This is a genomic window from Pseudoduganella sp. LjRoot289, from assembly GCF_964252925.1.
In the GTDB taxonomy this organism is placed as follows: Bacteria; Pseudomonadota; Gammaproteobacteria; order Burkholderiales; family Burkholderiaceae_D; genus Rugamonas.
Genome location: NZ_CAXUPN020000001.1, coordinates 2,376,472 through 2,399,194, shown reverse-complemented (window position 1 = coordinate 2,399,194; position 22,723 = coordinate 2,376,472). Strand labels below are relative to the sequence as shown.

The following is a 22,723-nucleotide window of genomic DNA, read 5'->3' as shown; positions in this document are numbered from 1 at the left end:
CCGGCGGCCGGCACGGCATTCAGCTTGCGCGTCTTGACCAGACGGGGAGAAGCTGCCTTGCGGCACCGATGGTCAAGACGCTGCTGCAAACGATGCGCGACAGGGAAGCCGGGGCGCACCCCGGCCGGACCTGGCGCCAGCTTCAGTTGGGCTGGACCACGCCATGGAAGCGCAGTTCCGACACGTTGCCATACCAGGCCGCCCAGTTGTAGACGCGGATGTAGCGGTATGGCACGCCGCCGGCGACCGGCAGGGTTTGCCAATCCATGGTCGACGCCGCCGGGGAGGTCAGCGTGGTCCAGGTGCTATTGTTGTTCGAGCCCTGGATCACCACGCCGCTGGCGCGCGTATAGTAATTGTCCTGGCGCGCGGCCAGTTCCACACTGCTCAGTATGACTTCGTTGCCCGTGAAGTCGAACGTGATATAGGCCCCGTTGCCGGCATTGTTGGTGCCGATGCGGAAGTCCGAGAACGTCCCCAGATTGCCGTCGACCAGGCTGTTGACCTGGGCGACAGTGGTCGCTGGCGCGCGGTTATAGCTCGAGTCGATCAGGGTCGCGATGGTGGTCAGGTTGCGGATCACGTCCGCTTCGTCGACCAGGTAGAGCGCGGTGCTGTCGGTGGTGGCGGTGACTGCATAACCGCTGGCGCCGCCTTGCGACTTGTAGTTGACGGCGAACGTCACGGCGCCGGCCGCTACGCCTTGGGGCAAGGTCGCGGTGGCGGTGAAGTTGATATTGTCCGACGTGGCCACGGTGGCCGCCTGGCCCTGGATCGTGGCACTGACGCTGTTCACCGCTTCCTTGGTCGTGAAGCTCAGCTGCACTGAATTGCCTGGCACGATGCGATTGCGCAGCGCTTGCGGCGAGCTGATCGAGACGGTGGCGATCTTGTTGGCCTGGGCCACGCCGCGCAGGCGCAGCTCGGCGATGTTGCCGTACCAGCTGCCGCCGTTGTAGATGCGGATGTAGCGGTAGGCCTGGACCGGACTGATGGCCAGCAGCTGCCACTCGGCCGACGAGGCTGCGGCGCCGGAAATCGTGGTCCATGTGGCGTTGTCGTTGGAGCCCTGCACCACGGTGCCGGCGATGCGGGTGTAGTACTGGTCCTGGCGGCCCAGCAGGTCGACGCCTGTCAGCGTGGCGCTGCCGTCCGCCTTGAAATCGAAGGTGATGTAGGCGCCGGTGCCGACGTTGTTGGTGCCGGTGCGGAAGTCGGAGACGCTGCCCATCACGCCGTCGAACAGGGCGTTCACCGTCGCCAGCGTGGTCGCCGCAGTCCGGTTGACGGTGGAATCGATCAGCGTGGCGATGGCGGGCAGGTTGCGGATCACATCGGATTCATCGACCAGATACAGCGTGGTGCTGTCGGTGGTCGCGGTGCTGGCGACGCCATTCATGCCGCTCGCCAGTTTGTACTTGATCGCGAAGGTCACCGTACCCAGTGTCGCACCCTGGGGCACGATGGCGGTGGCAGTGAAGTTGATGTTGTCCGACGTGGCAACGGTGGCGACCTGGCCCTGGATGGTGGCGCTGACGGTGTTGAGCGCTTCCTTGGCCGTGAAGCTCAGTTTGACCGTGTTGCCCGGCACGATGCGGTTGCGCATTGCCTGCGTTGAACTGATCGACACGGTGGCGAGCCTGTTGGACTGCGCCACGCCGCGCATGCGCAGCTCGGCGATATTGCCGAACCATGTGCCGCTATTGTAAATGCGGATATAGCGGTAAGGCTGGGAGCCGATCGCCATCTGCTGCCACTCGGCCGAGGAGGCTGCGGCGCCCGAAATGGTGGTCCAGTTGATGTTGTCGCTGGAGCCTTGCACCACGGTGCCGGCGGTGCGGGTGTAGTACTGGTCCTGGCGGCCCAGCAGGTCCACACCCGACAGCGCGGCCGTGCCGTCCTGCTTGAAGTCGAAGGTGATGTAGGCGCCGGTGCCCGAGTTGGTTGTGCCGGTGCGGAAATCGGAAACGCTGGCCAGCGAGCTGTCGAACAGGGTGTTGACCTGCGCCAGCGTGTCGGCCGCCGTGCGGTTGACGGAAGAATCGATCAGCGTGGCGATGGCGCCGACGTTGCCGATCACGTCGGATTCGTCGGCCAGATACAACGATGTGCTGTCGGTGGTCGCGGTGCTGGCGACGCCGTTCATGCCGCTTGCCAGCTTGTAGTTGATGGCGAAGGTCACCGTGCCTGGCGTCACGCCTTGCGGCATGGTGGCAGTGGCGGTGAAGTTGATGTTGTCCGAGGTAACCACGGTGGCGGCCTGGCCCAGGATGGTGGCGCTCACCGTGTTCACCACTTCCTTGGCGGTGAAGCTCAGTTTGACGGCATTGCCGGGCACGATGCGGTTGCGCAGCGCCTGCGTCGAGCTGATCGACACTGCCGCGATCTTGCTGGACCGCGCCACGCCGTGCACCCGCAGCTCGGACATGTTGCCGTACCAGGCGCCGCCGTTATAGATCCGGATGTAGCGGTAAGGCTGGGCGTTGCTGGTCGTCAGTTGCTGCCATTCGGTCGACGAGACGGCGGCACCCGACAGCGTGGTCCAGCTGGCGTTGTCGTTCGAACCCTGCACCACGGTGCCGGCGGCGCGGCCCGGCTGGTCCTGGCGGGCGAGCAATTCCACGCGCGACAAGGTGGCGCTGCCGTCGTCCTTGAAGTCGAAGGTCAGATAGCCGCCCGAGCCGCTGCCGTTGAGGCGGAAGTCGGTGGATGTGCCGATATTGGCGTCGAACAGCAGGTTCGCCACTGTCTTCACGTCGGCCGCGGTCCTCCCATTCGAATCGCTCTGGGTCGTGATGTCCAGCACGTTGCCGATGAGGCTGCTCTGGTCGGAGATGAACAGCGTGCTGCCGTCGGTGCTGAAGTAAGTGGTGTCGGCATCGAAGCCGGCGGACGTCTTGTAGTCGAGCACAAACTTGACGTTGGCGGTGCCGGTGACGGCCGGTGCGATAGCGCTCGCCGTCCAGTTCAGGTTGTCGGTGCTGGTCACGGTGACCGGCTGGCCCAGCAGCGTGAGGCGTACGTTGCTGATGGGGGCGGTGGCGGTGATGGCCAGCTTCACGGTATCGCCCGGCACAACGCGCTTCTTCACGCTCTGGTCCGAGCTGATCGTGACGGCCGACAGCTGGTTGACGGCTTCGTGCCTGGCGCCGACTATCCGGAACTCCGACAGCTCCAGCAGCTGGCTGCTGGGCTGGACCATCTGGATGCGGATGAAGCGGAAGCGCTTTTCCTTGAGGTCGTCCTGCACCGCCAGCGTCTGCATGTCCTCGATGGCTTCGGTCAGGCCGGGCGTCAAACGGGTCCAGGTTTCACTGTCGTTGGAGCCGAACATCGCAACGCCGCCGATGCGCACCGGGAAGCTGGCGCGCACCTGTATCTGGAATGCGCTGGCCGAGACCTTGTAGCCGACGCCGAAATCGAGGGTGTGGGCCAGGTTCACGGCCTGGGTGTAGACGACGAAGGTGTCGGGCGAACTGTCCAGCGCGTTCGGCACGCTGGTGCCGAAGGTGGAGGTGGCCAGCATTTTGGAATAATCCATGCTGCCGTCTGCGATCAGCGGCGTGAGCAGTTGCAGGCCGGCGACCGCGTTGCCGAGGGCCGTCAGTTTGACGGCGAATACGTCGTCGGTGGCGCCGCTGACGGCGGCCGCAACGTCGGCGTAGGCGGTGTTGTAGGCGGTCAGCGTCGCGCTGGTGTAGGCGACGCCGGCCTGGACGCCAGCGTTGGCGGCGGCAATCGCCGACTGGCGGTCGGCGGTCACGACGACCTTCACCAGCTTGGTCTTGACCGTGCTGCCGTCGGTGGCCGTGACGGCGAAGGTGTAGGTGCCGGCCGCGGTGGGCTTCCACGAGAAGGCGCCGGTGCTGGTGTTGAAGGTGGCGCCCGCCGGCATATTGTCGATCTGGTAGCTCACGACGTCGCCAGCGTTGGCGTCGGTGGCGGCGAAGCTGCGCGTGATCGTGCTGGTGGAAGCGGCGTAGGTGAACAGGCCGACGTCCGCGTCGCCCTCGTTGAAGACCGGGGCCGTCAATGTGTCCGGCTTCAGGTTGATGTAGTCCAGGTCCACCGTGGCGCCCGATCCGGTGACGGTGATGAAGAACATGTCGCCGATCCCCTGGTATTCGTTGAGCGTATAGGTCACATAGCGCCACTGGCCCTTGGTGTCGGGCACCTCGATGCTGTCGCCGAAGGCCAGCAGGGTGGCCACGCCATTGGTCCGGACGTGGAATGCGATGTTTTTGCTGGAATTGGCGTAGCTGGTCAGCGCGATCTTGCTGCCGGCGGCCGTGGCGGTGACGCGGGCGTATTTTGCCGTCGCGTCGCTCATCGCGACCGAGTTGCTGTCAAGCGCGGTGAAGCGGTCTTCAAATTCACGCAGCGGTTCGACGATGGGCCGGACCAGGAATTGCGACCCTTCGGCTTCGGCTGCCGCCGGGATGTAGAACCAGAACTCGCCGCCGCCATCGACGCTGTCCCAGTTGTAGAAATTGCGCCTCCGGTAGGCCTCGGTGAAGTAGGGCGCGCGCTGGTCCATATCGAAACCGCGCGTGTACTTGTAGTAGTAATACGAACCCCAGGTGTTCATCGTCAGGCGGCCGCGATAACCGCTGGAGAGCGCCTTGTACACGATGTTGGGCGTGCCGTCCGCGTTCGAGTAGGCGGCGGTGGGCACCCATGGGGTGTCGTAGCCGAGCATGTAGCGGCCCCAGTAGTCGGCCGCGTCCAGGATGCGGTCGCTCAGGAATTCGTAGGGACCGACGGCGTTGGCGGCGGTGGAGGGCGTGCCGTTGACCGGATCGACCTTGGTGCCCTGCGCCATCAGCGTGCGCGCGAGGATGTCCATATTGGTGACGTCGCCCGAGCTGTGCGCCTGGTCTCGGCCCATTTCCACCAGCTGCACCACCGGCGGGCTGACGGCTTCGCCGGTCAGGTCATTGGTGTCCACCAGCCGCAGCAGGCGTTTGATGGCGCCGTTCTTTCCCTGGTCTACCGCCGTGGCGTTGACGGTAAACCATTCCACGGCCTCGTTGTAGCGTGCACGGTTGCCTGTAAAGATGTAGCCCGCCATGGAACCGAGCAGCGGATACAGGTGCTGGTTCATGAAGTGCGAGTTGCTGTAATTGAAGGTCTCGGTGGCCGGGACGATCAGGTTGTTGGTCAAGCTGGTGGTATCGGCGTCGGTCCATTGCAGGGTCGCCGTCTGGTAGCTGGTACTGCGCAGCAGTTCGGCCGCCGTGACCATGCGGTACATGGGTATGCCGGTATGGATGTGCGCGTCGTTGAAGTAGGTGTACTGCGCCGGGTCCATCTGCTCCCAGATGCGCAGGATGGCGAGGGCGTTGGCGCGGTAGGTCTCGTCGCCGGTAATGTAGTACAGGATGGCCTGGGTAAAGGCTTTCTGGCCATCCGAGATGAAGCGCCCGTTGAAGCTCTGGCTGTTGAACGCGTAGCTGGCCGGCTTGGTCGGGTCGCTGCCCCGGTTGCTCGAGGTGACAGTCTTCGACGCCGCGGACGAGAGCAGCATGTTGTTGAAATTGGTATTCCAGGGTTCCTTCTGCGCCCGTATCTGGGTCCGCAGGTTTTCCAGGATGGGCTTGGTCAGGCCGACGCCGGGATGCTTGAAGCCGGCCGCGTCCGTCGTCTCCTGGATGGTCGGCTGGTAACTGGTGGCCAGCGTCAATATCGTGTCGGCGGCCACGGCGGCCGGGGGCGACAGCAGGGCCATGCCCACCATTGCCGCGAAGAATAGTGACGCCACACTGCGCGTGCGCGCATTGCCGTACTTGGATGACTCCATGTTGCTCCCGTTTTGCGTATAATAATTGTTATCGATAACATAGGCATGCAAAAAAATTTCAGAATGGCGGCAAACCCTGATGCCGGGCGCCTTTGCAAGCTTTTGTCAGGAGAATATATGCTCACTGGGAATTTTGAGCAACAAGATCTTCAGTGATATCGATGTCATATGGGATCGATAACAACATTGCCCCCGGAGTGCGGAGAACGTTGGGCACCCTTAGTGTTTTTCTTGCTGTGAAACTGGGGGATGGTTCGCGGGCGGGGCGGTCGCCGCCGGTGCGGCAGCCGAAGCCGGCGGCGTAGCGTAGATCACAATGGGAGCCGGTGAGGGCAATGGCCCTTTGGGCGTTGCGTTATTGAGAACGAAGGTCATGGTCGTCACGGAGACGGCGGCGACGCCGACCACGGTGCCGACGATCCATTTTGTCATGTCGGCAAAGCCTTTATGCATGTCGGACCGCAGTGCCGAAAATTTGGAATCCACCGCCGCTTCGTGGGCCGAAAACCGTCCTTCCATCCTGGTATTGATGGTTTCCAGTTTCGCGTCCATGTAGTCTTTTTCGGTAGCGGCGCCCATGTCTTGATCATTCTCGCTAGCCGCCGGTTTGTCAATTGGAAGCCCTTCTACTATTGCTAAATTTCAAGACGTGATCTCTGCGGGCATCGTGCGACCGTCGTTGCGCCTGCCGTCCGTCTCGCCATTGACAAAACGATGGCCCCCCGGTAGCTTGCGAGTTCCACAGCCTTCCATTTGCCGCCCGATGAAGCTAGTCCCTGCCGTTGTCCTCTCCCTCTGCGGCATGGCCGCCATGTCCTGCGCCCACGCCGAGCAGTTCAACGTGCTGGTGTTCTCCAAGACCGCCGGCTGGCACCACGAGTCCATCCATGCCGGCGTCACGGCGGTTGAGCAACTGGGCAAGCTGCATGACTTCAAGACCTTCTGGACCGAGGACGCGGGCCGCGTCTTCAATGACAAGGAACTTGCCAAATACCAGGCCGTGGTCTTTCTGCTGACGACGGGCGATGTGCTCGACGATGGCCAGCAGGCCGCGTTCGAGCGCTACATCCGGGCCGGCGGCGGCTTTGTCGGTGTGCACAGCGCGTCGGACACCGAGTATGGCTGGCCGTGGTACACCAGCCTGGTGGGGCGCATGTTCCATACCCACCCGGCCGTGCAGACTGCGGTCTTGAAGGTCGAGGACCGCAATTTCCCAGGCATGGAGCGCTTCGCGGCGCGCTCGCTGGTCACCGAGGAATGGTATGAGTTCGGGCCGCCGCGTTCGGACCAGCTTAAATACCTGCTGACGGTCGATGAAAGCACCTACAAACCGGAAACCGCGGGCGGCGGCCGGCAGGGCAAGGGCATGGGGGCCTTTCATCCGGTCAGCTGGTATCAGAACTACGACCATGGGCGCTCGTTCTATACCGCGCTTGGACACTTGCCGGCGACCTATGGCGATCCGGTATTCCTGCATCACCTGTATGGCGGGATATATTGGGCCGCCACCGGACGCGCCTTCAAAGCGGAATAGCAATGCGTTGACACGCCGTCGGCCCATAGATTGCAACGGTTTGTAATTAATTTTGAGAAATAATTAGTTCTGAATGACAATGAATTCAAGCGGTCGCCCGGCCGCTCCACGCTGAGGAGACTAGCCATGAACACCAAAGTCAAAGCCGCCCTGCTCATAGCCATAACATGCGTTGTCGGCACGGCTGGCGCCGATGAACCAAACCCCAATTTCCAGGGGCTGATTTCCTTCCGCGACGGGCCGGACCCGACCGGGCGCACGCCGGTGTTCTGGGCCACCAACCACACGCTGCACCATGTCGTCCATCCAAGGGCTGCGGTAGCCAAATTCGGGCCCAACTGGGTCGGCCAAATCACGTGGTGCGGCAATTCAGCCGGCCAGCCCAACCCGGGCGCCTGCAGCGAAATTTACAATCAATTCGCGCGCGGCCGCGCGATTGATGAAAACACCATCTCGCTGATCCCCGTGCGCTGAAAACCGGCCCTTCTACTCAACGAAGCGGATGATTCTTTTGTATAGCAGGTCTTGGAAGTTTTGGCGGCTGCCGTAGACCATGTGAATGTCGACAGTCCGTTTTTCCTCGTCTATCCGATACGGCCATGGCATACCCGATCCGGTCTTCAATATCAATCTTCGCCGAGTGCAGAATATTGACGGTGTAAGTCAAGCTTATTCCTTGTCGCCGAACAGTGATTTGTCCAGTTCGGCTCTGGCGGACGCCAGAGACTGTGTGTTGCCGCGTTGGATTTCGCGCTCGCCGAGCGCCAGGATACGAAGCAGGGCGTTGGTCTCGCGGGTCTGCTGATACTCTTGCATGCTTACGCACACGAAAGCAGGCACACCGTTCTGCGTGATGATCAGGCTGTCTGTCTCGCCGTTTAATTGACGGGCGACGTCTGCCGTGTTGGTCTTAAGGTAGGAGATCGGGCGGTAGCGTTTAATCACATCCATGATGCATCCCATAGGTCCAAATTAAGTCCAAATTAGGACAAAGTTGAGTATATTTCCCTCGCACGAGCGCGTCAATCTTCAATGCAAGATGATAGTCATTTGCATGTTGGCATGGATTCTGCATTGATAACGCTTGCAAGCGGCAAGCACCCCACCATGCATACTCCGTAGTTACCCAAGGACAAGCCTTTACCGACGCAGTGCCACAGTGTGGTGCAGAAAATCCTCGCCTTGGTGCGTGTGATCGATACCAGTGCGTTTTGGGCCGGCGGCGCAATTGGTGAGGTGAGGACTGCCCCCACTATTTTCAGGAACCGCCATGGTCAACAACGTGTTATCCCTTCGTCCTGCATCGTCTGCGCACGGCAACGACAGACATCTGCCGCCAAGCACCGATCCGATCGACGAGATCGCCGGACTGGGCCGCTGGTCCATGGCGAGGGGAGACGCGCACATGAATCTGTCGGCCGTCGCCGTGCGCTTGCTTGGCCTGGACGATACGTCGGGCGGGGAGTGGACGAGGACTGTCGTCGCCGAGGACACGGCCGCGCTGACCGCTGTGCTGACGTCCATCTGCGAGCATGGCGCCGCCGAGGCCTGGGAGTTCCGCGTCATCGAACGCGAGCAGGGCATACGCTGGCTGCGCCTGCAGTCGCTGCCGGCGGAGGGACGGTCCACGGTCGACGGCCTGCTGACCGACGTCACGGCGGTGAAACGCGCCGCCATGCGCGAGCGCTTCAACTTCGCGCTGACCCGCTATCTGATAGGCACCGACACCTTCGACGAGGCGGTCTATAAAATCATCCACCTGGTATGCGAGGAGCTGGGCTGGGACTGGGGCGCCTTCTGGGCGCGGGAGCAGGGCAGCAGCCAGGAAACGCTGCGTTGCCGGCACGTCTGGCATACCGCCGACCGCGACTATTCGGCGTTTCGCAGCGCGGCGGCCGCGCTGGCGATCAGGCCGGGCGAGGGGCTGGTCGGCGACACCTGGCTTACCGGGCAGGCGCAATGGGTCGACGCCAGCGCCGCGCATGCGGACCTGGCGCGGGTACGCACGGCGCAACGCTGCGGCCTGCAATCGGGCTTTTTCTTTCCGGTCACGTATATCGCCGCCGACGGCAGTTTGCTGTGCGCCGGCGTGCTGGAGTTTTTCAGCGCCGCGCCGCGCCAGCGCGAAGCGCAATTGCCGGGCCTGGCCGAATCGATCTCCGCGCTGATCGCTCAGACCGCCCAGCGCATGGTGCAGCAGGAGCGTGTCCGGGTATTGGCGCAGACCGATGAACTGACGGGCTTGTTCAACCGCGCGCACTTTCATGAGCTGCTCGATGCCGCCTGCGCGATTGGCACGCAGTTCGGCTTGATGTATATCGACCTCGATCAATTCAAGCCCATCAACGATGGCTTCGGGCACGCGGCGGGCAACGAGGTGCTGCGCCAGTTCGCCGCCCGCTTGCGCGCCCTCGCGCCCGCCGGCGCCACGGTGGCCCGCCTGGGCGGCGATGAATTCGCGCTGATGGCGCCCGCCGGGCTCAGCGAGTCCGGGCTAGACGCTCTGGCCAGCGCGGTGCTGGAGGCGGCGCGCACCCGTTTCAACTACCTGGGCCACGAACTGTCGGTGTCGGCCAGCATCGGTCTTGCGCTGTTCCCCCAGCATGCACAGGATACCGCGCAGTTGCTGCACGCGGCCGACGCCGCCATGTATGTCAGCAAGCGCAACGGCCGCAATCTGATCAGCTATTTCAGGCCGGACGGCGATACGCATCAATGCGCGGTGGCGGCCCAGTTGCTGATGCTGTCGGCGCTGCAGGATGCGCTGCAGCACAATGAATTCTTTCTCGAGTACCAGCCCATCTGCGACACGCAGGACACGCGGGTGGTGGCGCTGGAGGCCCTGATCCGCTGGCGCAAGGCGGACGGCAGCGTGGTGCCGCCGGACCAGTTCATCCCGGTTGCCGAGCAAAGCCGGCTGATCGTGCTGATCGGCAGATGGGTCATCGAGCAGGTGTGCCGCGACCTGCCCCTGTTGCGGGCCGGCGGCCTGCCCGACGTCAGGGTCCACGTCAACATGGCGGCGCCGGAGTTCCTGGACGGCGAGCTGCCACGCCAGTTGATGGCCATTACGTCGGCAGCGGGTATCGATCCCCGCCGGATCTGCCTGGAGCTGACCGAGGGCGTGATCATGCAGCGCATCGAGACGGCGCTGCCCATCATGACCGAGCTGGTGCGCCTGGGCTTCGAAATCGGGATGGACGATTTCGGCATGGGATATTCCTCGCTGTCCCTGCTGAAGGCCTTGCCGATCAGCTCCCTGAAGATCGACCGCTACTTCCTCCAGGGCGTGCCGCACGACCACGACCATTGCGCCATCGTGCGTTCCATCATCGACCTGGGGCGCAACATGAAACTCCTGGTCATCGCCGAAGGCGTGGAGACGGATGCCCACCTCGGTTTCCTGAGGCAGTTTGGCTGCGCGCTGATTCAAGGCTATCTGCCGGGCCGGCCCATGCAGCTTGCGGCCTTGCTGGCCAGGCAGGGCGAGGCCAGCGCCGACTCAAGCATATGATTTAAGAGGCTTTTTTATCTGAAGTCGCCTGTCCGCTGTGCTTGCGCCGCGACAGGAGTATGGCCTGCGGAGCCATTCTCTTGTCCCGGGGAGCCAAAGCGAAGGTGATGGCGAGTGGCAAATGGTCGCGTGGTTAAGATGGGCTCAGCTTCATGTCGAGAACCATTATAAAAATTTCCCACAGACCGGAGACACTACATGCACGCTCGCTTCAACCATTCCTTGCGGTCGCTCTTGCCCGCGCTGGCCTTGCTCACTTTCGGCGCCGAGGCCTCGGCCAGCACCTTGAACCAGAACGTTTCCTGGACCATCGACCGCGCCGGCACCACCAACAAGTACCGCGTGGTGGCCTACGGCGATTCGATTTTTGCCGGCTACAACGGTTCGACCGTCAGCGCGGCCAAATATTCGGCGCCGACGGTGGACGCGGAATACCTGTCCGCGCAGTGGAACGCCGACATCGAAAGCGTGCGCCGCACCAAATCCGGCGCGGTCGCAGAGGACGTGTACAACAACAAGATCGTCGCCGAGCGCTCGTACATGCAAGCCAGCAACACGCGCGTCGTCACCTTCGAGATGTGCGGCAATGACGGCCTGCAGGCGCGCACCGCCTACAAGAGCCAGTCCGGCACCTGCGACGACGCCGTGCTGACGGCGGCGGAAAATAGCTGCAAGACCTATGTGACGGCATCGATGGACTACATCAACGCCAACGCCTATGCCGGCGTCAAGCTGAAGGTGATCTCGAATCTGCACTATCCGGGCTACGCCGCCGACAACACCCAGAGCACCTGCAAGGATCCGAACACCGGCGCCACGGTGAAAATGCAGGACAAATTCCTGCCTTCGCTGGCCAGGATCAACCACATGATGTGCGACGTCGCGCGCCAGAAGGGCTTCCAGTGCGCGGACAACTTCGCCCAGTACATGGGCTCCGACTTTGACAGCAACGGCGACGGCCAGGTCGACTCCGAGGCGCTGCGCTATGTCGCCGGGGAGAGCCAGGCCAGCTATGTCACCCGCATCACGTCGACCTTGCGTTCGACCATACGGGACGCCAACACGAAATTCGTGTCCGGCAGCAGCAGCTACGACTACATCCAGTCCGACGACACGCATCCGACCTACAACGGCAGCACCGTTACCGCCGGCCTGTTTGGCGGCACCACCGGCACCGGCGCGGCACGCTACACCACGTTCTCCGGCGGCAAGAGCCCGTTGTGGAACCAGTACGGCCACGAACGCATGGGCTGGGCCGTATCGACCTTCAACTTGCCGACGCCATAACGGCCGGGCATGCGTCCCAGCACCGGCTATCTGGCCGCCGCGCTGATGCTCGCCCTTGGCGGCATCAGCCTGCTGTTCTTCCTGTGGTTGTGGTCCGACGGCGACGACTCCACCGAGGCCGCGCCGGCTGCGGCGGCGGGGAGAACGGCTGCCGGCGCGCCGGCGCCGGCTCCCGGCCCGCAGCCGAACAAGATGCAGCGCCCCCCGCAACGTCCGCCCGAGGGCGACGCCGACCCGACGCGGGACCTGAAAAGCTATGTCGCGCGCGGCGAAAGTCCGAGCATGGCGGAGGTGATCAAGCGCCTGCACGAGCGCGGCGTGCACACCGGCCTAGGCGCGTTTTCGCCGCCGGGCACCAGCCCGCCGCTGGTCGGGCTCGCGGTGCCGGAGGACTTTGAACTGCCGAAAGGCTACGTGCGCCACCACCAGGCGACCGACGACGGCCAGCCGATCGAAGCCATCCTGATGTTCGCGCCGGATTTTCAACTATACGACGCCGCAAAACAACCGGTCGAGATGCCCAAAGACCGCGTCGTGCCGCCTGAACTGGCGCCGCCCGGGCTCCCGATCCGGCGCATCGTCATTCCCGCACCTACTGAACCGGCCGGATTGGGCCGCTAGAATACATGAAGAAATTTAGCTGTTCGAACGTGAACGTGGCCGGTGTCGGGGTGCGCACGGCCGCGCCCACCGTGCTTTGCATACTTGCGAGTGCGGCGATGACCGCCTTGTATGTCCGTGGCGGCGCCGGCTGGATGCTCGGTTTCGTGATCCTGGTGCCGTGGTTGCGCGCACTGGACATCAGCCTGTCGCTGGCGGGAACGCTGATGCGCGCCTACGCGATGTCGGTTGCATTCACGGCGGCTGGCTTCGCGTGGTTCGGTACCGCGCTTGGGCAGTACACGCAAGTGGGCGGGGCCACCGGTCTGGCCGTGCTGCTGCTCGCCGCGCCGCTGTTCCAGCCGCAGTTTTTCGCCTACGCCCTGGTGCGCCATGCCAGTGTGCGCCGCTATGGTCCGGCGTTGGGCGCGCTGGCGGCAGCGGCTGCCTGGGTTGCGACGGAACGGTTGGTGCCACGGCTGCTCGGCGACACGTTGGGCTACGGCCTGCATCCGTCCCGCCTGCTGCGCCAGGCCGCCGACCTGGGCGGCGGCGCCGGCCTGACGTTGTTGCTGCTGCTGGCCAACGAGGGCATTGCGGCGGCGCACGCGCGGCGCGCTGGCGCCTGGCGTGAGATCGTCAAGCCGCTCGCAATGGCGGCGCTGGTGCCGCTGCTGCTGGCGGGCTACGGTCTGGCCGCGCTGTCCGTCAGCCCTGAGCCGGCAGGCAAGCCGCTGCGCATGGGCTTGGTGCAAGCGAACTTGGTCGATTACGAAGGCCAGCGCCGGAGCAAGGGGGCGCATGCGGTCGTGCGCGAGGTCCTCGACCGGCACTTCGCGATGAGCTACGACGCCGTCGTCCGCCAACGCGCGGACGCGGTGCTATGGTCGGAGACTGCCTATCCCACCACCTTCGGCCAGCCTAAGAGCGAAGCGGGGGCGGAGTTCGACCGCGAGATCCTGGCCAACGTGCGCGCCTCCGGCGTGCCCTTCGTATTCGGCACCTATGACCGCGACAGCGCCGGTGAATACAACGCCGCTGCTTTTGTGCTGCCCGGCAGCGGCCTGCTGGGCTTCTACCGCAAGACGCGCATATTCCCGTTCACCGAGTACGTGCCCGCGTGGCTCGACGGGCCGGGGTTGCGGCGCCTGTTACCGTGGACGGGAAATTGGCGGCCCGGCAGCGGAGCGCGGGTCTTCCCGCTGCGCCTCGCCGACGGCCGCGAGATCCCCGTGCTGCCCATGATCTGCCTCGACGATGTCGACACGGGCCTGGCCATCAACGGCGCCCGCCTGGGCGCGCAGGCCATCCTGACCATGTCGAACGATTCATGGTTCAGCGCAGACCGGCAGGGCGCGCAACTGCATCAGGCGGTGGCGGCCTTCCGCAGCATTGAAACGCGGCTGCCGCAGTTTCGCGTCACCACCAACGGCTATAGCGCGGTGATCGACGCCACCGGCAGTGTGCTCGCAGCGACGCCCATGGGCGAACCGGCGCTGGTGATCGCCGACGTGCCGGTGCGCCGGCCCGCGCCCACCTTGATGGTACTGTGGGGAGACTGGGTGGGATTGGCAGCTTGCGCCTTCCTGCTGTTGCTGGCGGCAATGTCGGCGATGGCGGTTCCGGGGAGGCGCCTGTTGGGCGAGGACGATCCATCGGCCGCGCGGCCCGGGATGGCCTTCCCGGCCAAGGTTGCCTTGTTGCCGCCGGCAGCCCGTCTTGTGGCGGGGATGCTGCGCGGTGGGGCGCGACTTGGCCTGCTCGGCATGTGCATTGCGCTGCTGCTCAACGACGCATTGCGGACCAACACGCTGGCGCAAATCCGCATGTTCGCGGCCTTTTTCCTGATCCCCGAGGTGATAGCGTGGTGCGTGCTGCGCGCCTTTGCCGCGCAGGCGACGATCAGCAACGGCAGCCTGGTATTGACGCGCGGCGGCCAGCGCATCGAACTGGCGGCGCGCGGCGTAGCTGCGGTCGACTTGTGGCGCCTGCCGGTTCCCGGAGCCGGCGTGGCATTGCGGCTGGCGTCCGGCCAGCGCTGGCGTTACGGACTGGCGCTGGCCGACCCCGTCGGTTTGGCCGATGCCATAGCCAAGGCGGGCGGCTCGCCGTTCCCGGCGCGGCCGCGCGCGGCGATGAGCGCGTACGCGCAAGCCAGCCTTGGACTACGGCGCTGGAAGCTCGACCGGCCCTTGGCGAAATTCCTTCTGCTCCCTCTGGCGCTGGCCGTTCCGGCTTTCCACCTTCACCAGCATATCGCCTACGGCAGTGCCTTGGGTGAGTACTACAGCTTCGGACTGAGGGCCTACCTCAGCGCCTTCGCGCTGTGGTGGGCGGCATGGTCCATCGGCGTGGTGCTGAGCGCGGCGGTGCTGCGCGCGGTGATCGAGGCCGGCACGCTGCTGGCGGCGCTGCTGCGTCCCGGCTGGACGATCGCCATCCGGCGCCGGCTCGAACGCGCCAGCCACGCGGCGCTGTATCTGGGCCTGCCCGCCTGGCTTCTGTTCAACCTTTATGGCGCGTGAGGAGCCACCCGGCTCAATTCAGATGAGGCAAGCCTGCAGTTTTGGGAGGTCGCCGTTGAAGTAGTTAACGTCGACATGGCCCGTGATGCCGGACACGGTGCCTGCGTCGCTGTATTGCCAGAACGTGTAGTCCGGCCAAGCGGCCGGCAGTGTTGGTGCGTCGTTCCGGTAGCTGGCGACCCAGAGCGGGCTGTCGCCGAAGGTTGTGGGATTGCCTAGCTCGGTCCAGAAACTGGCGCGGGTGTAGATGATGGGCGGCTTGCCGTACAGCGCTTTCACATTGGCGATCCAGGCGCTGACGCTGGCCAGGTAGGCTTCGTTGTCCACAGTCTTCCAGGGGCCGTCGTAGGCGGGATTGTCTTCCATGTCCAGCACGGGCGGCAAGTCGCCCGGGCCGACATTGGCGAGCTTCAGCGCTTGCGTAAAGGTGTCGATCTGGCTTTGCGGGTCCATCCGTGCGCGCAGGAAGTGGTAGACACCGACCTTCAAGCCGACGGCGCGCGCCGCGGCGGCATTCGCCGCGACGGCCTTGTCCATGACGTTGCCGTAGGCGCCGCGCACGAACACGAAGGCGTTATTGTCCTCGGCCACCTTGTGCCATTCGATGCCGCCATCGCCGGCGTAGACGTCTATTCCATTTAGCATGACTTTCCTTATTTAGATTGCGTGTCGGGTGGGGATCGCGAAAGGCTGACACCAGCCTTCCGGGCTTGTTCATGGTCCGGCGCTGCGGAAGCGGGCGCGGACATCGTTCGGGGCGATATCCAGGTGGCGCCTGAACGCCAGCCGCATGGCCTCGGCCGAGGCAAAGCCGCAGTGCGCGGCGATGCGCGCGATGGAGAGATCAGGCATCGCGTAGCGCCTGCTCCGGGTTTGAATCCTAGCACCTACTCAGTGCCATAGATATCACGAAGCATCTTGATCGTCTCCCGCTGCTGCTGCCCTTTCCTGGCATCCTTCGGGCCGCGCTTCTCGGCTTTATCAGCCTGCTCATTCGCCCAACCCGAGTCAAAGAAACCCATACTTGTATAGAACGCCAAAACATCCGGTTCGTTTACCGCGTCGGCCACGAGTAATCGAGCGGACGTTATTTTATGGCTTTCAATGATCTGACCAAGTGCGAAGTTGACTATCAGCCTGCCGACACCTTGACGACGCAGTTGCGAGTTGACGGCCAAGCGACAAATCTTCACTGCAGGAAAATCACGCAAGCTGTAATTGTTGCGCAAGCCAAGTTCCCCAACTTCAAACATCGTCAATGGGATACCATCATTGGCCAACGTAATGTAGCCGACGACACCCTGAAAGTCTTCATGGAAAATCAAACTTGTACGACTCAGATTGTCGTCATGCAAGTCCTTGGCCTCTTCTTTAAGGAAGGCATCAAGCTTAGGTCGCCCCGACTCGAATTGCTCTACCCATGCGAGCGCCTCAGGTGCGACCTCGTGTAAAGGAATTAGGCCGGAGAAGCCATCTTTACGCAGCATGAGTGCGGCGGAATTTTGCGGTCACCGCAGACTCGCTGGCATGCTTCGCCTTATCGACGAGTTCTTTCGCGCGCGCTCTTTGATCATCACTGATCGGAGAGCTAGCAATTTGGGCGAGTTGCCGGCCTGCACGTTCCTTAGCCTGGCGTTCGCTGAAGCTGTAATTACGAATGATGACAGTACCGCCCCGCACCACGCCACTAGGCTCGAACGTGACGGTGGTGGAGCCCTTCGAGCTTGCTCGGCCACTCACTTGGACGACCTTGCCTCGCCCGGCGCCGCTCGAAATTTTTACGGAATATTTCTTCATACCTGAGATTCTAGACGTGGATGCAAAATTAAGCGATTGATTCTATCTATTGGAATGGTCTCCATTGCCAAAATAGCCACGAAAGTCTTCCAAAGCTGTCGTCACACCGTGCAAACTGGTGAGGCGGGCAATTCCTGCCTGACATTCTTTGTCGTTTTGATCATTGCGGAACCCTTGAACGTGCGCCGCCGGCAAGCATTGCATGCGGCGCTGCCGGCAGATAATTCTGTTGACGGCGTCGATTGTTTTGCCTATCATCTAACAAATGACAACGTTGGACATTTTGCGGTGCGCCGCGATGCCGGCGTATAAAAATGATGCTAGGAGACGGGTTTGGCAACGATTCATGATGTGGCCGAGAAGGCTGGCGTGTCGATCAAGACGGTATCGCGCGTGCTCAACGGTGGTACCGAGGTGTCGGAAAAGACGCGCATGCGCATCGAGCAGGCCATGCGCTCGCTCGAATTCACGCCGTCGGCGGCGGCGCGCATGCTGCGCGGCAGGCCGACCGGCCTGGTCGCCGTCATTGCCGAGAAGTTGACCACGACGCCGGATTCGTCCGAGATCATCAAGGGCATCCAGCAAGTGTGCGAACAGATGGGCAAGGTACTGCTGATCGGCGAGACCGGCGGCCATGCCGGCATCGCCAGCCGCCTGGTGGCCGACATGCGCGAACGGCGCGTGGAAGCCATCCTGTTCGCCACGCCTTTCCACCGCCAGGTTGCGCTGGAGCCGCTGTTGGGCGGCACGCCCACGGCGCTGGCCAACTGCTTCGAAGAACCCGGCCGCTACATGCAGGTGATTCCGGACGACGAGGGCGGCGGCTACGCGGCGGCGCAGATCGTGCTGCATGCCGGGCACCGCAAGATCGCCTTCCTGCAGCTGATCCCCGGCATGGTGGCGACCGGCCTGCGCCTGCGCGGATTCCACGCTGCGATGCGCGAGCACGGCGTGACGCCCGACCCGGCATGGCTGATCCACGGCGCCGAGGCGGACGATGCCGACGAGTTTTCGCACTTGGCAGGCGCGGTCGACCTGTTGTTCGCCAGTGCCGACCGGCCGACCGCCATCCTGTGCGGCAACGACAAGATGGCGATGCGCGTCATCTTCATCCTGCAGCGGCGCGGTTTGCGTGTGCCGGCCGACGTTTCCATCGTCGGCTTCGACGACTTCCGGCTCATTTCCGAAGCGCTCGACCCCGGCCTGACCACGGTGGCGCTGCCATACCGGGAGATAGGCGAACTGTCAGGCCGCTACGTGCTGGAGCAGGGCGACGCGCCCGCCAGCACCGTGCGCGTGCCGTGCCTGCCGGTGATGCGCGGCACCGTCGCTGCACCGGCGAAGGCACGGGCCTCGGCATCGCCGACCGGGAAGGCCAAGCCATGAAGCGCGCCGTGATCATCCCCTCATCCCTGCTGGCTACCCTGGCCATGCTGGGGGCAGCGGCAGCGCCTGCGCTGGCCGCGCCGGCCGAGATCAAGCTGTGGCGCCACGACACCGGCGACTTGGAAATGACGGCGGGGAGGGCGGCGGTCGAGCGCTTCAACCGCTCGCAGTCGCGCTGGAAAGTCACGGTCGAGGCGATTCCCCAAGGCTCGTACACCGAATCCATCACCGCGGCCTCCATGGTCGGCCAGCTGCCTTGCGTGATTGCGATGGACCAGCCCATCGTGCCCAATTTCGCGTGGGCCGGCCATGTGCGCCCGCTCGACGGGCTGTTGCCGGCCGATGCCGTGGCCACGCTGCTGGAAGGCGGGCGCGGCACCTACAAGGGACAGCTGTACAGCGTCGGCCAGCTCGACGTGGTCCTGGCGCTGTTCGCGCGCCGCTCGCAGCTGTCCGCCCTGGGCGTGCGCGCGGCGACGATGGAACAGCCCTACACGGCGGCTGAATTCCACGACATCCTGGCGCAAGCGAAGCGCAGCGGCCGTTTCCGTTTTCCGCTGGACCTGAACGCGCGCTTCACCGGCGAATGGTACAGCTATGCGTTCTCGCCCTGGCTGCAAAGCGCGGGCACGGACCTGATCGACCGCACCAGCTACGTGCGAGTGGACGGTGTGCTCAACAGCGACCCGGCTGTCGGTGTCGGACGCTATTACGGCCGCCTGTTCAAGGACAAGCTGGCCGAGCGCAACCCGGCCGACGACAAGGCGTTCGAGCAGAATCGCGTGCTGTTCCACTACACCGGATCATGGAAGGCGCACGAATACAGCGAGCGCTTCGGCGACGACCTGGTGGTGATGCCGCCGCCCGATTTCGGTCACGGCCCGAAGATAGGCGCCGCCTCCTGGCAATGGGGCATCACGCGCAGCTGCAAACAGCCCGAGGGCGCGGCGGCCTTCCTCGCCCATCTGATCTCGCCGCAGGAAATCGCCGCCGCTTCGCGCACGACCGGGCTGGTGCCGGTGAGCGCCGAGGGCGCAGCGCTGACGGAACACTACCGGCCAGGCGGCGACTGGCGCCTTTATTTTGAATTCGCCAAACGCTACGCTGTTGCGCGGCCGGCCAGTCCCGCTTACCCGGCACTGTCGTCGGCCTTCGAGAAGGCGCTGGTCGACATCCGCAGCGGCAAGGATGCCGCTGAGGCGCTGGACCAGGCGGTCGATGCGATGGAACACAATATGTCGCGCAACAACGGCTATGGCTACGGCCTGGCGGCGCGCAAGAATGGAGGCGGTCTATGAAAGCAAAACTCGGCCAGGACAGCCCGCTCGCGGTGGCGCTGTTCGCCAGCCCGGCGTTGCTGCTGTTCCTGCTGTTCGTCGCGCTGCCGATGCTGCTGGCGGCCGGCGCCACGCTCACCAACCACCGGCTGATGTCGCCCGAGCCGACCCAATACGTCGGTCTCGACAACTACCGCCGGCTGCTGGCGCTGGACATGGTCGTGATCGAGCCGCTGCGCGGCGAGGGCGGCGAGGTGCTGCGCGATGAGGATGGCGTGCGTTTCCCGACCTGGCGCCAGGTCCGCAAGCTGCATCCGGAGCTGGCGGGCTACCGCGAGGCTATCCACCTCGACGCCGGCGGCAAGCGCATGGTGCTGGCGGCAAGCGATCCGCTGTTCTACCGGTCGCTGATCAACACCTTCCTGTTCGCCGCCCTGGTGCTGCCCCTGCAGTGCGGAGCCGCCCTCGGGCTGGCGATACTGGTGAACCAGAAAATACGCGGCCGGATCTTCTTTCGTACCGTCTACTTCGCGCCGGTGGTCACTTCCATGGTGGTGGCGTCCATCGTCTGGGCCTTCATGCTCAACACCGACCGTGGCATGCTCAACGAACTGCTGCGCGGCCTGCTGAACGACCCCAATGCCGGCCCGGACTGGCTGGGCGACAGCCATTACGCCTTGCCCGCCATCGCGCTGATGTCGGCCTGGCAGGGCGCCGGCTTCCAGATGCTGGTGTTCCTGGCCGGCCTGCAGTCGATCTCTCCCGAACTGTACGAGGCCGCGACGCTGATGGGCGCCAACGCCTGGCAGCGCTTCGTCCACGTCACCTTGCCGGGCTTGCGCAACACCATCATCTTCGTGCTGGTGTCGACCACCTTGCTGGCCTTCGGCCTGTTCACCCAGGTCGACGTGATGACTTCCGGCGGCCCGCTGGATTCGACGTCGACCGTGGTGTACCACGCGGTGCGCAGCGGCTTCAAGGAACAGGATATCGGCTACGGTTCGACCGTCACGCTGGTGTTCTTCTTCATCGTGCTGGCGCTGTCGTTGCTGCAGCGGATGCTGGTATCGAAAGGAGACGGTAAATGAACCCTGTCATGCGAAATGCCAACTGGCGCAAAAACCTGCGCGACGCCGCGCTGTTCCTGGCCATGAGCGCGATAGGTATCGTCTTCATCGCGCCGCTGCTGTTCATGTTCATTTCCTCGTTCAAGAACGACGCGGCCATCTTCGACAAGCTCAATAGCTGGTCGGCTTACCTGCCGTCCTCCGACTGGTCGCTGCGCAACTACAGCGCGGTGTTCGAGAAGAGCGACCTGCCGTCCTTCCTGCTCAACTCCACGCTGATCGCGGCGCTGGTGGTGGTCGGCGGCATCCTGGTCAACAGCATGCTGGCCTACTCGATCGCCCGCATGCGCTGGCGCGGGCGGCACCTGGCGCTGGCCCTGGTGGTGGCGATGGTGATCGTGCCCTTCGAGGTGATCGCGATCCCCTTGCTGTCGCTGGTGGCGCGCCTGCCGTGGCCGGGCTTCGAGCACGGCCAGCTGGTGCTGCATACAGGCTGGTTCAACAGCCTGCACGTGCAGGTGATCCCCTTCCTGGCCAACGCCTTCTGCGTCTTCCTGTTCTACCAGTTCTTCCGCGACATTCCGCCGGAACTGGACGAGGCGGCCAAGATGGACGGCGCCGGGCCGTGGACGATCTACGCCAGGATCATCATGCCCAACAGCGGCCCGGTGATCGCCACCGCCGCCATCGTCCTGTTCATCTCGGCGTGGAACCAGTACCTCTGGCCCATCATGGTGATCCAGGGCGAGGCGTTCCGGCCGGTGCAGCCCGGCATACAGCAGTTCTTCGGACGCACCAATTCGTGGGGCCAGATCATGGCCTACGCGACGGTGATTACTTTACCCGTGCTCGCGGTGTTCCTGGCCTTCCAGCGGCAGTTCGTCGCCTCGGTGGCCGGCTCCGGGGTCAAGGGTTAACTTTGGAAGCATCATGACATTACACATCAGCGACAAATTCATCTGGGACTTCTGGCATTTCGAGGAAGCGGGCGAGCAGCACCTGTTCTTCCTGCAAGCCGACCGCGCCATCGGCAATCCCGACTTGCGGCACTGGAATGTCACGGTCGGCCACGCCGTGTCGCAGGACCTGCGCAACTGGACGCCGCTCGGCACAGCCTTCGGTCCGCAGGCCGGTCCGGCATGGGACGACTACACCACCTGGACCGGTTCGGTGATCAGGGCCGAGGGCCGTTACCACCTGTTCTACACCGGCACCTGCCGCGCCGAGAACGGCATGCGCCAGCGCATCGGGCACGCGGTATCGGACAGCATTAACGGCCCCTGGCAGCGCGTCGGCAGCGGGCTGGCACTGGACCTGGACCAGCGCTACTACGAGGAATTCCAGGAAGGCCGCTGGCACGACCGCGCGCTGCGCGATCCCTGGGTGCTGCCGGAAAAGATCGACGGCATGTACCACATGTTCTACACCGCCCGCCGCAACGACGGTCCGATATACGAGCGCGGCGTGATCGGCCATGCTGTGTCGGCCGACCTGATCGAATGGGAAGCCACTGCGCCGGTGTACGCGGGCGGGCACTATGGCCAGCTGGAAGTGCCGCAAGTGTTCGAGCGCGACGGCCGCTGGTACTGCGTGTTCTGCAACATCGCGGCGCACTGGACGGAAGAGATGCGGGCGAAGCACAACGGCGGCGTCTCCGGCACGCACTACCTGGTGGCCGACCATCCATTGGGGCCATGGCAGCCTGCGCCGGGCTTCCTCGACGGAGACATTCCATGCCGCCGTTACGCCGGTAAAATCCTGCGCGATCCCGTCACCGGCAATGACTGCCTGATGGCGTTCGATGACACCGGCGCCGACGGCCAGTTCGCCGGCCGCATCGGCGACCCGATTCCGCTGCGGATGGAAGCTGGCCTGTACCTCATCGACGATCTTTTGGCCGATAAATGACAACGATAGACATCGCCCGATAATTAAA

Annotated in this window: 19 protein-coding genes; 12 read left to right on the top strand and 7 right to left on the bottom strand. The window is 63.9% G+C overall.

Translation table 11 applies throughout. The features are described from left to right. Positions 1-142: 142 nt before the first annotated feature. Complete coding sequence (locus tag ACSQ8Y_RS10105; protein WP_436266322.1) at positions 143-5,800, bottom strand: discoidin domain-containing protein; 5,658 nt, start codon at positions 5,798-5,800, stop codon at positions 143-145. Positions 5,801-6,019: 219 nt separating this feature from the next. Then, positions 6,020-6,379, bottom strand: a complete 360-nt coding sequence (locus ACSQ8Y_RS10100; RefSeq protein ID WP_436266321.1) for a hypothetical protein — start codon at positions 6,377-6,379, stop codon at positions 6,020-6,022. Between the two features lie 232 nt (positions 6,380-6,611). Here ACSQ8Y_RS10100 and ACSQ8Y_RS10095 point away from each other — a divergent pair, with 232 nt between their 5' ends. Both ACSQ8Y_RS10095 and ACSQ8Y_RS10090 read left to right on the top strand, forming a co-directional pair. Further along, positions 6,612-7,334, top strand: a complete 723-nt coding sequence (locus tag ACSQ8Y_RS10095; RefSeq protein ID WP_436266320.1) for a ThuA domain-containing protein — start codon at positions 6,612-6,614, stop codon at positions 7,332-7,334. Between the two features lie 126 nt (positions 7,335-7,460). Next, entirely contained in the window at positions 7,461-7,808 is a 348-nt protein-coding gene (locus tag ACSQ8Y_RS10090) for a hypothetical protein (protein WP_436266319.1), read from the top strand. 195 nt (positions 7,809-8,003) lie between these two features. Here ACSQ8Y_RS10090 and ACSQ8Y_RS10085 read toward each other — a convergent pair whose 3' ends face one another. Further along, on the bottom strand, positions 8,004-8,285 hold the full coding sequence (locus tag ACSQ8Y_RS10085; protein WP_436266318.1) for a type II toxin-antitoxin system Phd/YefM family antitoxin: 282 nt from the start codon (positions 8,283-8,285) through the stop codon (positions 8,004-8,006). Between the two features lie 319 nt (positions 8,286-8,604). Between ACSQ8Y_RS10085 and ACSQ8Y_RS10080 the strand changes: the two genes are divergently transcribed. The 4 genes from ACSQ8Y_RS10080 (at position 8,605) to lnt (ending at position 15,260) form a co-directional block, all read left to right on the top strand. Continuing rightward, positions 8,605-10,848: a putative bifunctional diguanylate cyclase/phosphodiesterase gene (locus tag ACSQ8Y_RS10080; RefSeq protein ID WP_436266317.1), complete on the top strand. Its 2,244-nt coding sequence runs from the start codon at positions 8,605-8,607 to the stop codon at positions 10,846-10,848. 198 nt (positions 10,849-11,046) lie between these two features. After that, a complete protein-coding gene (locus ACSQ8Y_RS10075) occupies positions 11,047-12,135 on the top strand; it encodes an SGNH/GDSL hydrolase family protein (protein ID WP_436266316.1) in 1,089 nt (362 codons plus the stop codon). Between the two features lie 9 nt (positions 12,136-12,144). After that, positions 12,145-12,756 carry a hypothetical protein gene (locus ACSQ8Y_RS10070; protein WP_436266315.1) on the top strand — a complete coding sequence of 204 codons (612 nt, stop codon included), beginning with the start codon at positions 12,145-12,147 and terminating at the stop codon, positions 12,754-12,756. A 71-nt stretch (positions 12,757-12,827) separates the two neighbouring features. Next, the gene (gene lnt, locus ACSQ8Y_RS10065; protein ID WP_436266314.1) at positions 12,828-15,260 is read left to right on the top strand and encodes an apolipoprotein N-acyltransferase; all 2,433 of its coding nucleotides are present in this window, start codon (positions 12,828-12,830) and stop codon (positions 15,258-15,260) included. A gap of 18 nt (positions 15,261-15,278) precedes the next feature. Here lnt and ACSQ8Y_RS10060 read toward each other — a convergent pair whose 3' ends face one another. From ACSQ8Y_RS10060 to ACSQ8Y_RS10045, 4 genes are all read right to left on the bottom strand, one after another. After that, a complete protein-coding gene (locus ACSQ8Y_RS10060; RefSeq protein ID WP_436266313.1) occupies positions 15,279-15,905 on the bottom strand; it encodes a glycoside hydrolase family 25 protein in 627 nt (208 codons plus the stop codon). A gap of 69 nt (positions 15,906-15,974) precedes the next feature. Beyond that, on the bottom strand, positions 15,975-16,139 hold the full coding sequence (locus ACSQ8Y_RS10055; protein ID WP_436269797.1) for a helix-turn-helix domain-containing protein: 165 nt from the start codon (positions 16,137-16,139) through the stop codon (positions 15,975-15,977). An 8-nt stretch (positions 16,140-16,147) separates the two neighbouring features. Beyond that, entirely contained in the window at positions 16,148-16,747 is a 600-nt protein-coding gene (locus ACSQ8Y_RS10050) for a GNAT family N-acetyltransferase (RefSeq protein ID WP_436266312.1), read from the bottom strand. Then, complete coding sequence (locus ACSQ8Y_RS10045; protein ID WP_436266311.1) at positions 16,737-17,057, bottom strand: hypothetical protein; 321 nt, start codon at positions 17,055-17,057, stop codon at positions 16,737-16,739. The genes ACSQ8Y_RS10050 and ACSQ8Y_RS10045 overlap by 11 nt, the downstream gene beginning before the upstream one ends. A 54-nt stretch (positions 17,058-17,111) precedes the next feature. Here ACSQ8Y_RS10045 and ACSQ8Y_RS10040 point away from each other — a divergent pair, with 54 nt between their 5' ends. The 6 genes from ACSQ8Y_RS10040 to ACSQ8Y_RS10015 are packed head-to-tail and all read left to right on the top strand — an operon-like array spanning position 17,112 to position 22,695. Beyond that, positions 17,112-17,369 carry a hypothetical protein gene (locus ACSQ8Y_RS10040; protein ID WP_436266310.1) on the top strand — a complete coding sequence of 86 codons (258 nt, stop codon included), beginning with the start codon at positions 17,112-17,114 and terminating at the stop codon, positions 17,367-17,369. Between the two features lie 21 nt (positions 17,370-17,390). Continuing rightward, positions 17,391-18,443 carry a LacI family DNA-binding transcriptional regulator gene (locus ACSQ8Y_RS10035; RefSeq protein ID WP_436266309.1) on the top strand — a complete coding sequence of 351 codons (1,053 nt, stop codon included), beginning with the start codon at positions 17,391-17,393 and terminating at the stop codon, positions 18,441-18,443. Continuing rightward, positions 18,440-19,741 (top strand): sugar ABC transporter substrate-binding protein, encoded by a 1,302-nt coding sequence (locus ACSQ8Y_RS10030; protein WP_436266308.1) that lies wholly within the window; start codon positions 18,440-18,442, stop codon positions 19,739-19,741. The genes ACSQ8Y_RS10035 and ACSQ8Y_RS10030 overlap by 4 nt, the downstream gene beginning before the upstream one ends. Continuing rightward, positions 19,738-20,808 carry a carbohydrate ABC transporter permease gene (locus ACSQ8Y_RS10025; protein ID WP_436266307.1) on the top strand — a complete coding sequence of 357 codons (1,071 nt, stop codon included), beginning with the start codon at positions 19,738-19,740 and terminating at the stop codon, positions 20,806-20,808. Before ACSQ8Y_RS10030 ends, ACSQ8Y_RS10025 begins: the two co-directional genes overlap by 4 nt. Further along, on the top strand, positions 20,805-21,704 hold the full coding sequence (locus ACSQ8Y_RS10020) for a carbohydrate ABC transporter permease (protein WP_436266306.1): 900 nt from the start codon (positions 20,805-20,807) through the stop codon (positions 21,702-21,704). Before ACSQ8Y_RS10025 ends, ACSQ8Y_RS10020 begins: the two co-directional genes overlap by 4 nt. A gap of 13 nt (positions 21,705-21,717) precedes the next feature. Then, positions 21,718-22,695 carry a family 43 glycosylhydrolase gene (locus ACSQ8Y_RS10015; protein ID WP_436266305.1) on the top strand — a complete coding sequence of 326 codons (978 nt, stop codon included), beginning with the start codon at positions 21,718-21,720 and terminating at the stop codon, positions 22,693-22,695. Positions 22,696-22,723: the final 28 nt, after the last annotated feature.

Coding starts and splice junctions, on each gene's coding strand:
- ACSQ8Y_RS10085 (WP_436266318.1), bottom strand. CDS start 8,285: ATGGATGTGATTAAACGCTACCGCCCGATCTCCTACCTTAAGACCAAC.
- ACSQ8Y_RS10105 (WP_436266322.1), bottom strand. CDS start 5,800: ATGGAGTCATCCAAGTACGGCAATGCGCGCACGCGCAGTGTGGCGTCA.
- ACSQ8Y_RS10070 (WP_436266315.1), top strand. CDS start 12,145: ATGCGTCCCAGCACCGGCTATCTGGCCGCCGCGCTGATGCTCGCCCTT.
- ACSQ8Y_RS10025 (WP_436266307.1), top strand. CDS start 19,738: ATGAAAGCAAAACTCGGCCAGGACAGCCCGCTCGCGGTGGCGCTGTTC.
- ACSQ8Y_RS10020 (WP_436266306.1), top strand. CDS start 20,805: ATGAACCCTGTCATGCGAAATGCCAACTGGCGCAAAAACCTGCGCGAC.
- ACSQ8Y_RS10050 (WP_436266312.1), bottom strand. CDS start 16,747: ATGCTGCGTAAAGATGGCTTCTCCGGCCTAATTCCTTTACACGAGGTC.
- ACSQ8Y_RS10030 (WP_436266308.1), top strand. CDS start 18,440: ATGAAGCGCGCCGTGATCATCCCCTCATCCCTGCTGGCTACCCTGGCC.
- ACSQ8Y_RS10095 (WP_436266320.1), top strand. CDS start 6,612: ATGTCCTGCGCCCACGCCGAGCAGTTCAACGTGCTGGTGTTCTCCAAG.
- ACSQ8Y_RS10080 (WP_436266317.1), top strand. CDS start 8,605: ATGGTCAACAACGTGTTATCCCTTCGTCCTGCATCGTCTGCGCACGGC.
- ACSQ8Y_RS10060 (WP_436266313.1), bottom strand. CDS start 15,905: ATGCTAAATGGAATAGACGTCTACGCCGGCGATGGCGGCATCGAATGG.
- ACSQ8Y_RS10100 (WP_436266321.1), bottom strand. CDS start 6,379: ATGGGCGCCGCTACCGAAAAAGACTACATGGACGCGAAACTGGAAACC.
- ACSQ8Y_RS10015 (WP_436266305.1), top strand. CDS start 21,718: ATGACATTACACATCAGCGACAAATTCATCTGGGACTTCTGGCATTTC.
- ACSQ8Y_RS10045 (WP_436266311.1), bottom strand. CDS start 17,057: ATGAAGAAATATTCCGTAAAAATTTCGAGCGGCGCCGGGCGAGGCAAG.
- ACSQ8Y_RS10075 (WP_436266316.1), top strand. CDS start 11,047: ATGCACGCTCGCTTCAACCATTCCTTGCGGTCGCTCTTGCCCGCGCTG.
- ACSQ8Y_RS10040 (WP_436266310.1), top strand. CDS start 17,112: ATGGTCTCCATTGCCAAAATAGCCACGAAAGTCTTCCAAAGCTGTCGT.
- ACSQ8Y_RS10090 (WP_436266319.1), top strand. CDS start 7,461: ATGAACACCAAAGTCAAAGCCGCCCTGCTCATAGCCATAACATGCGTT.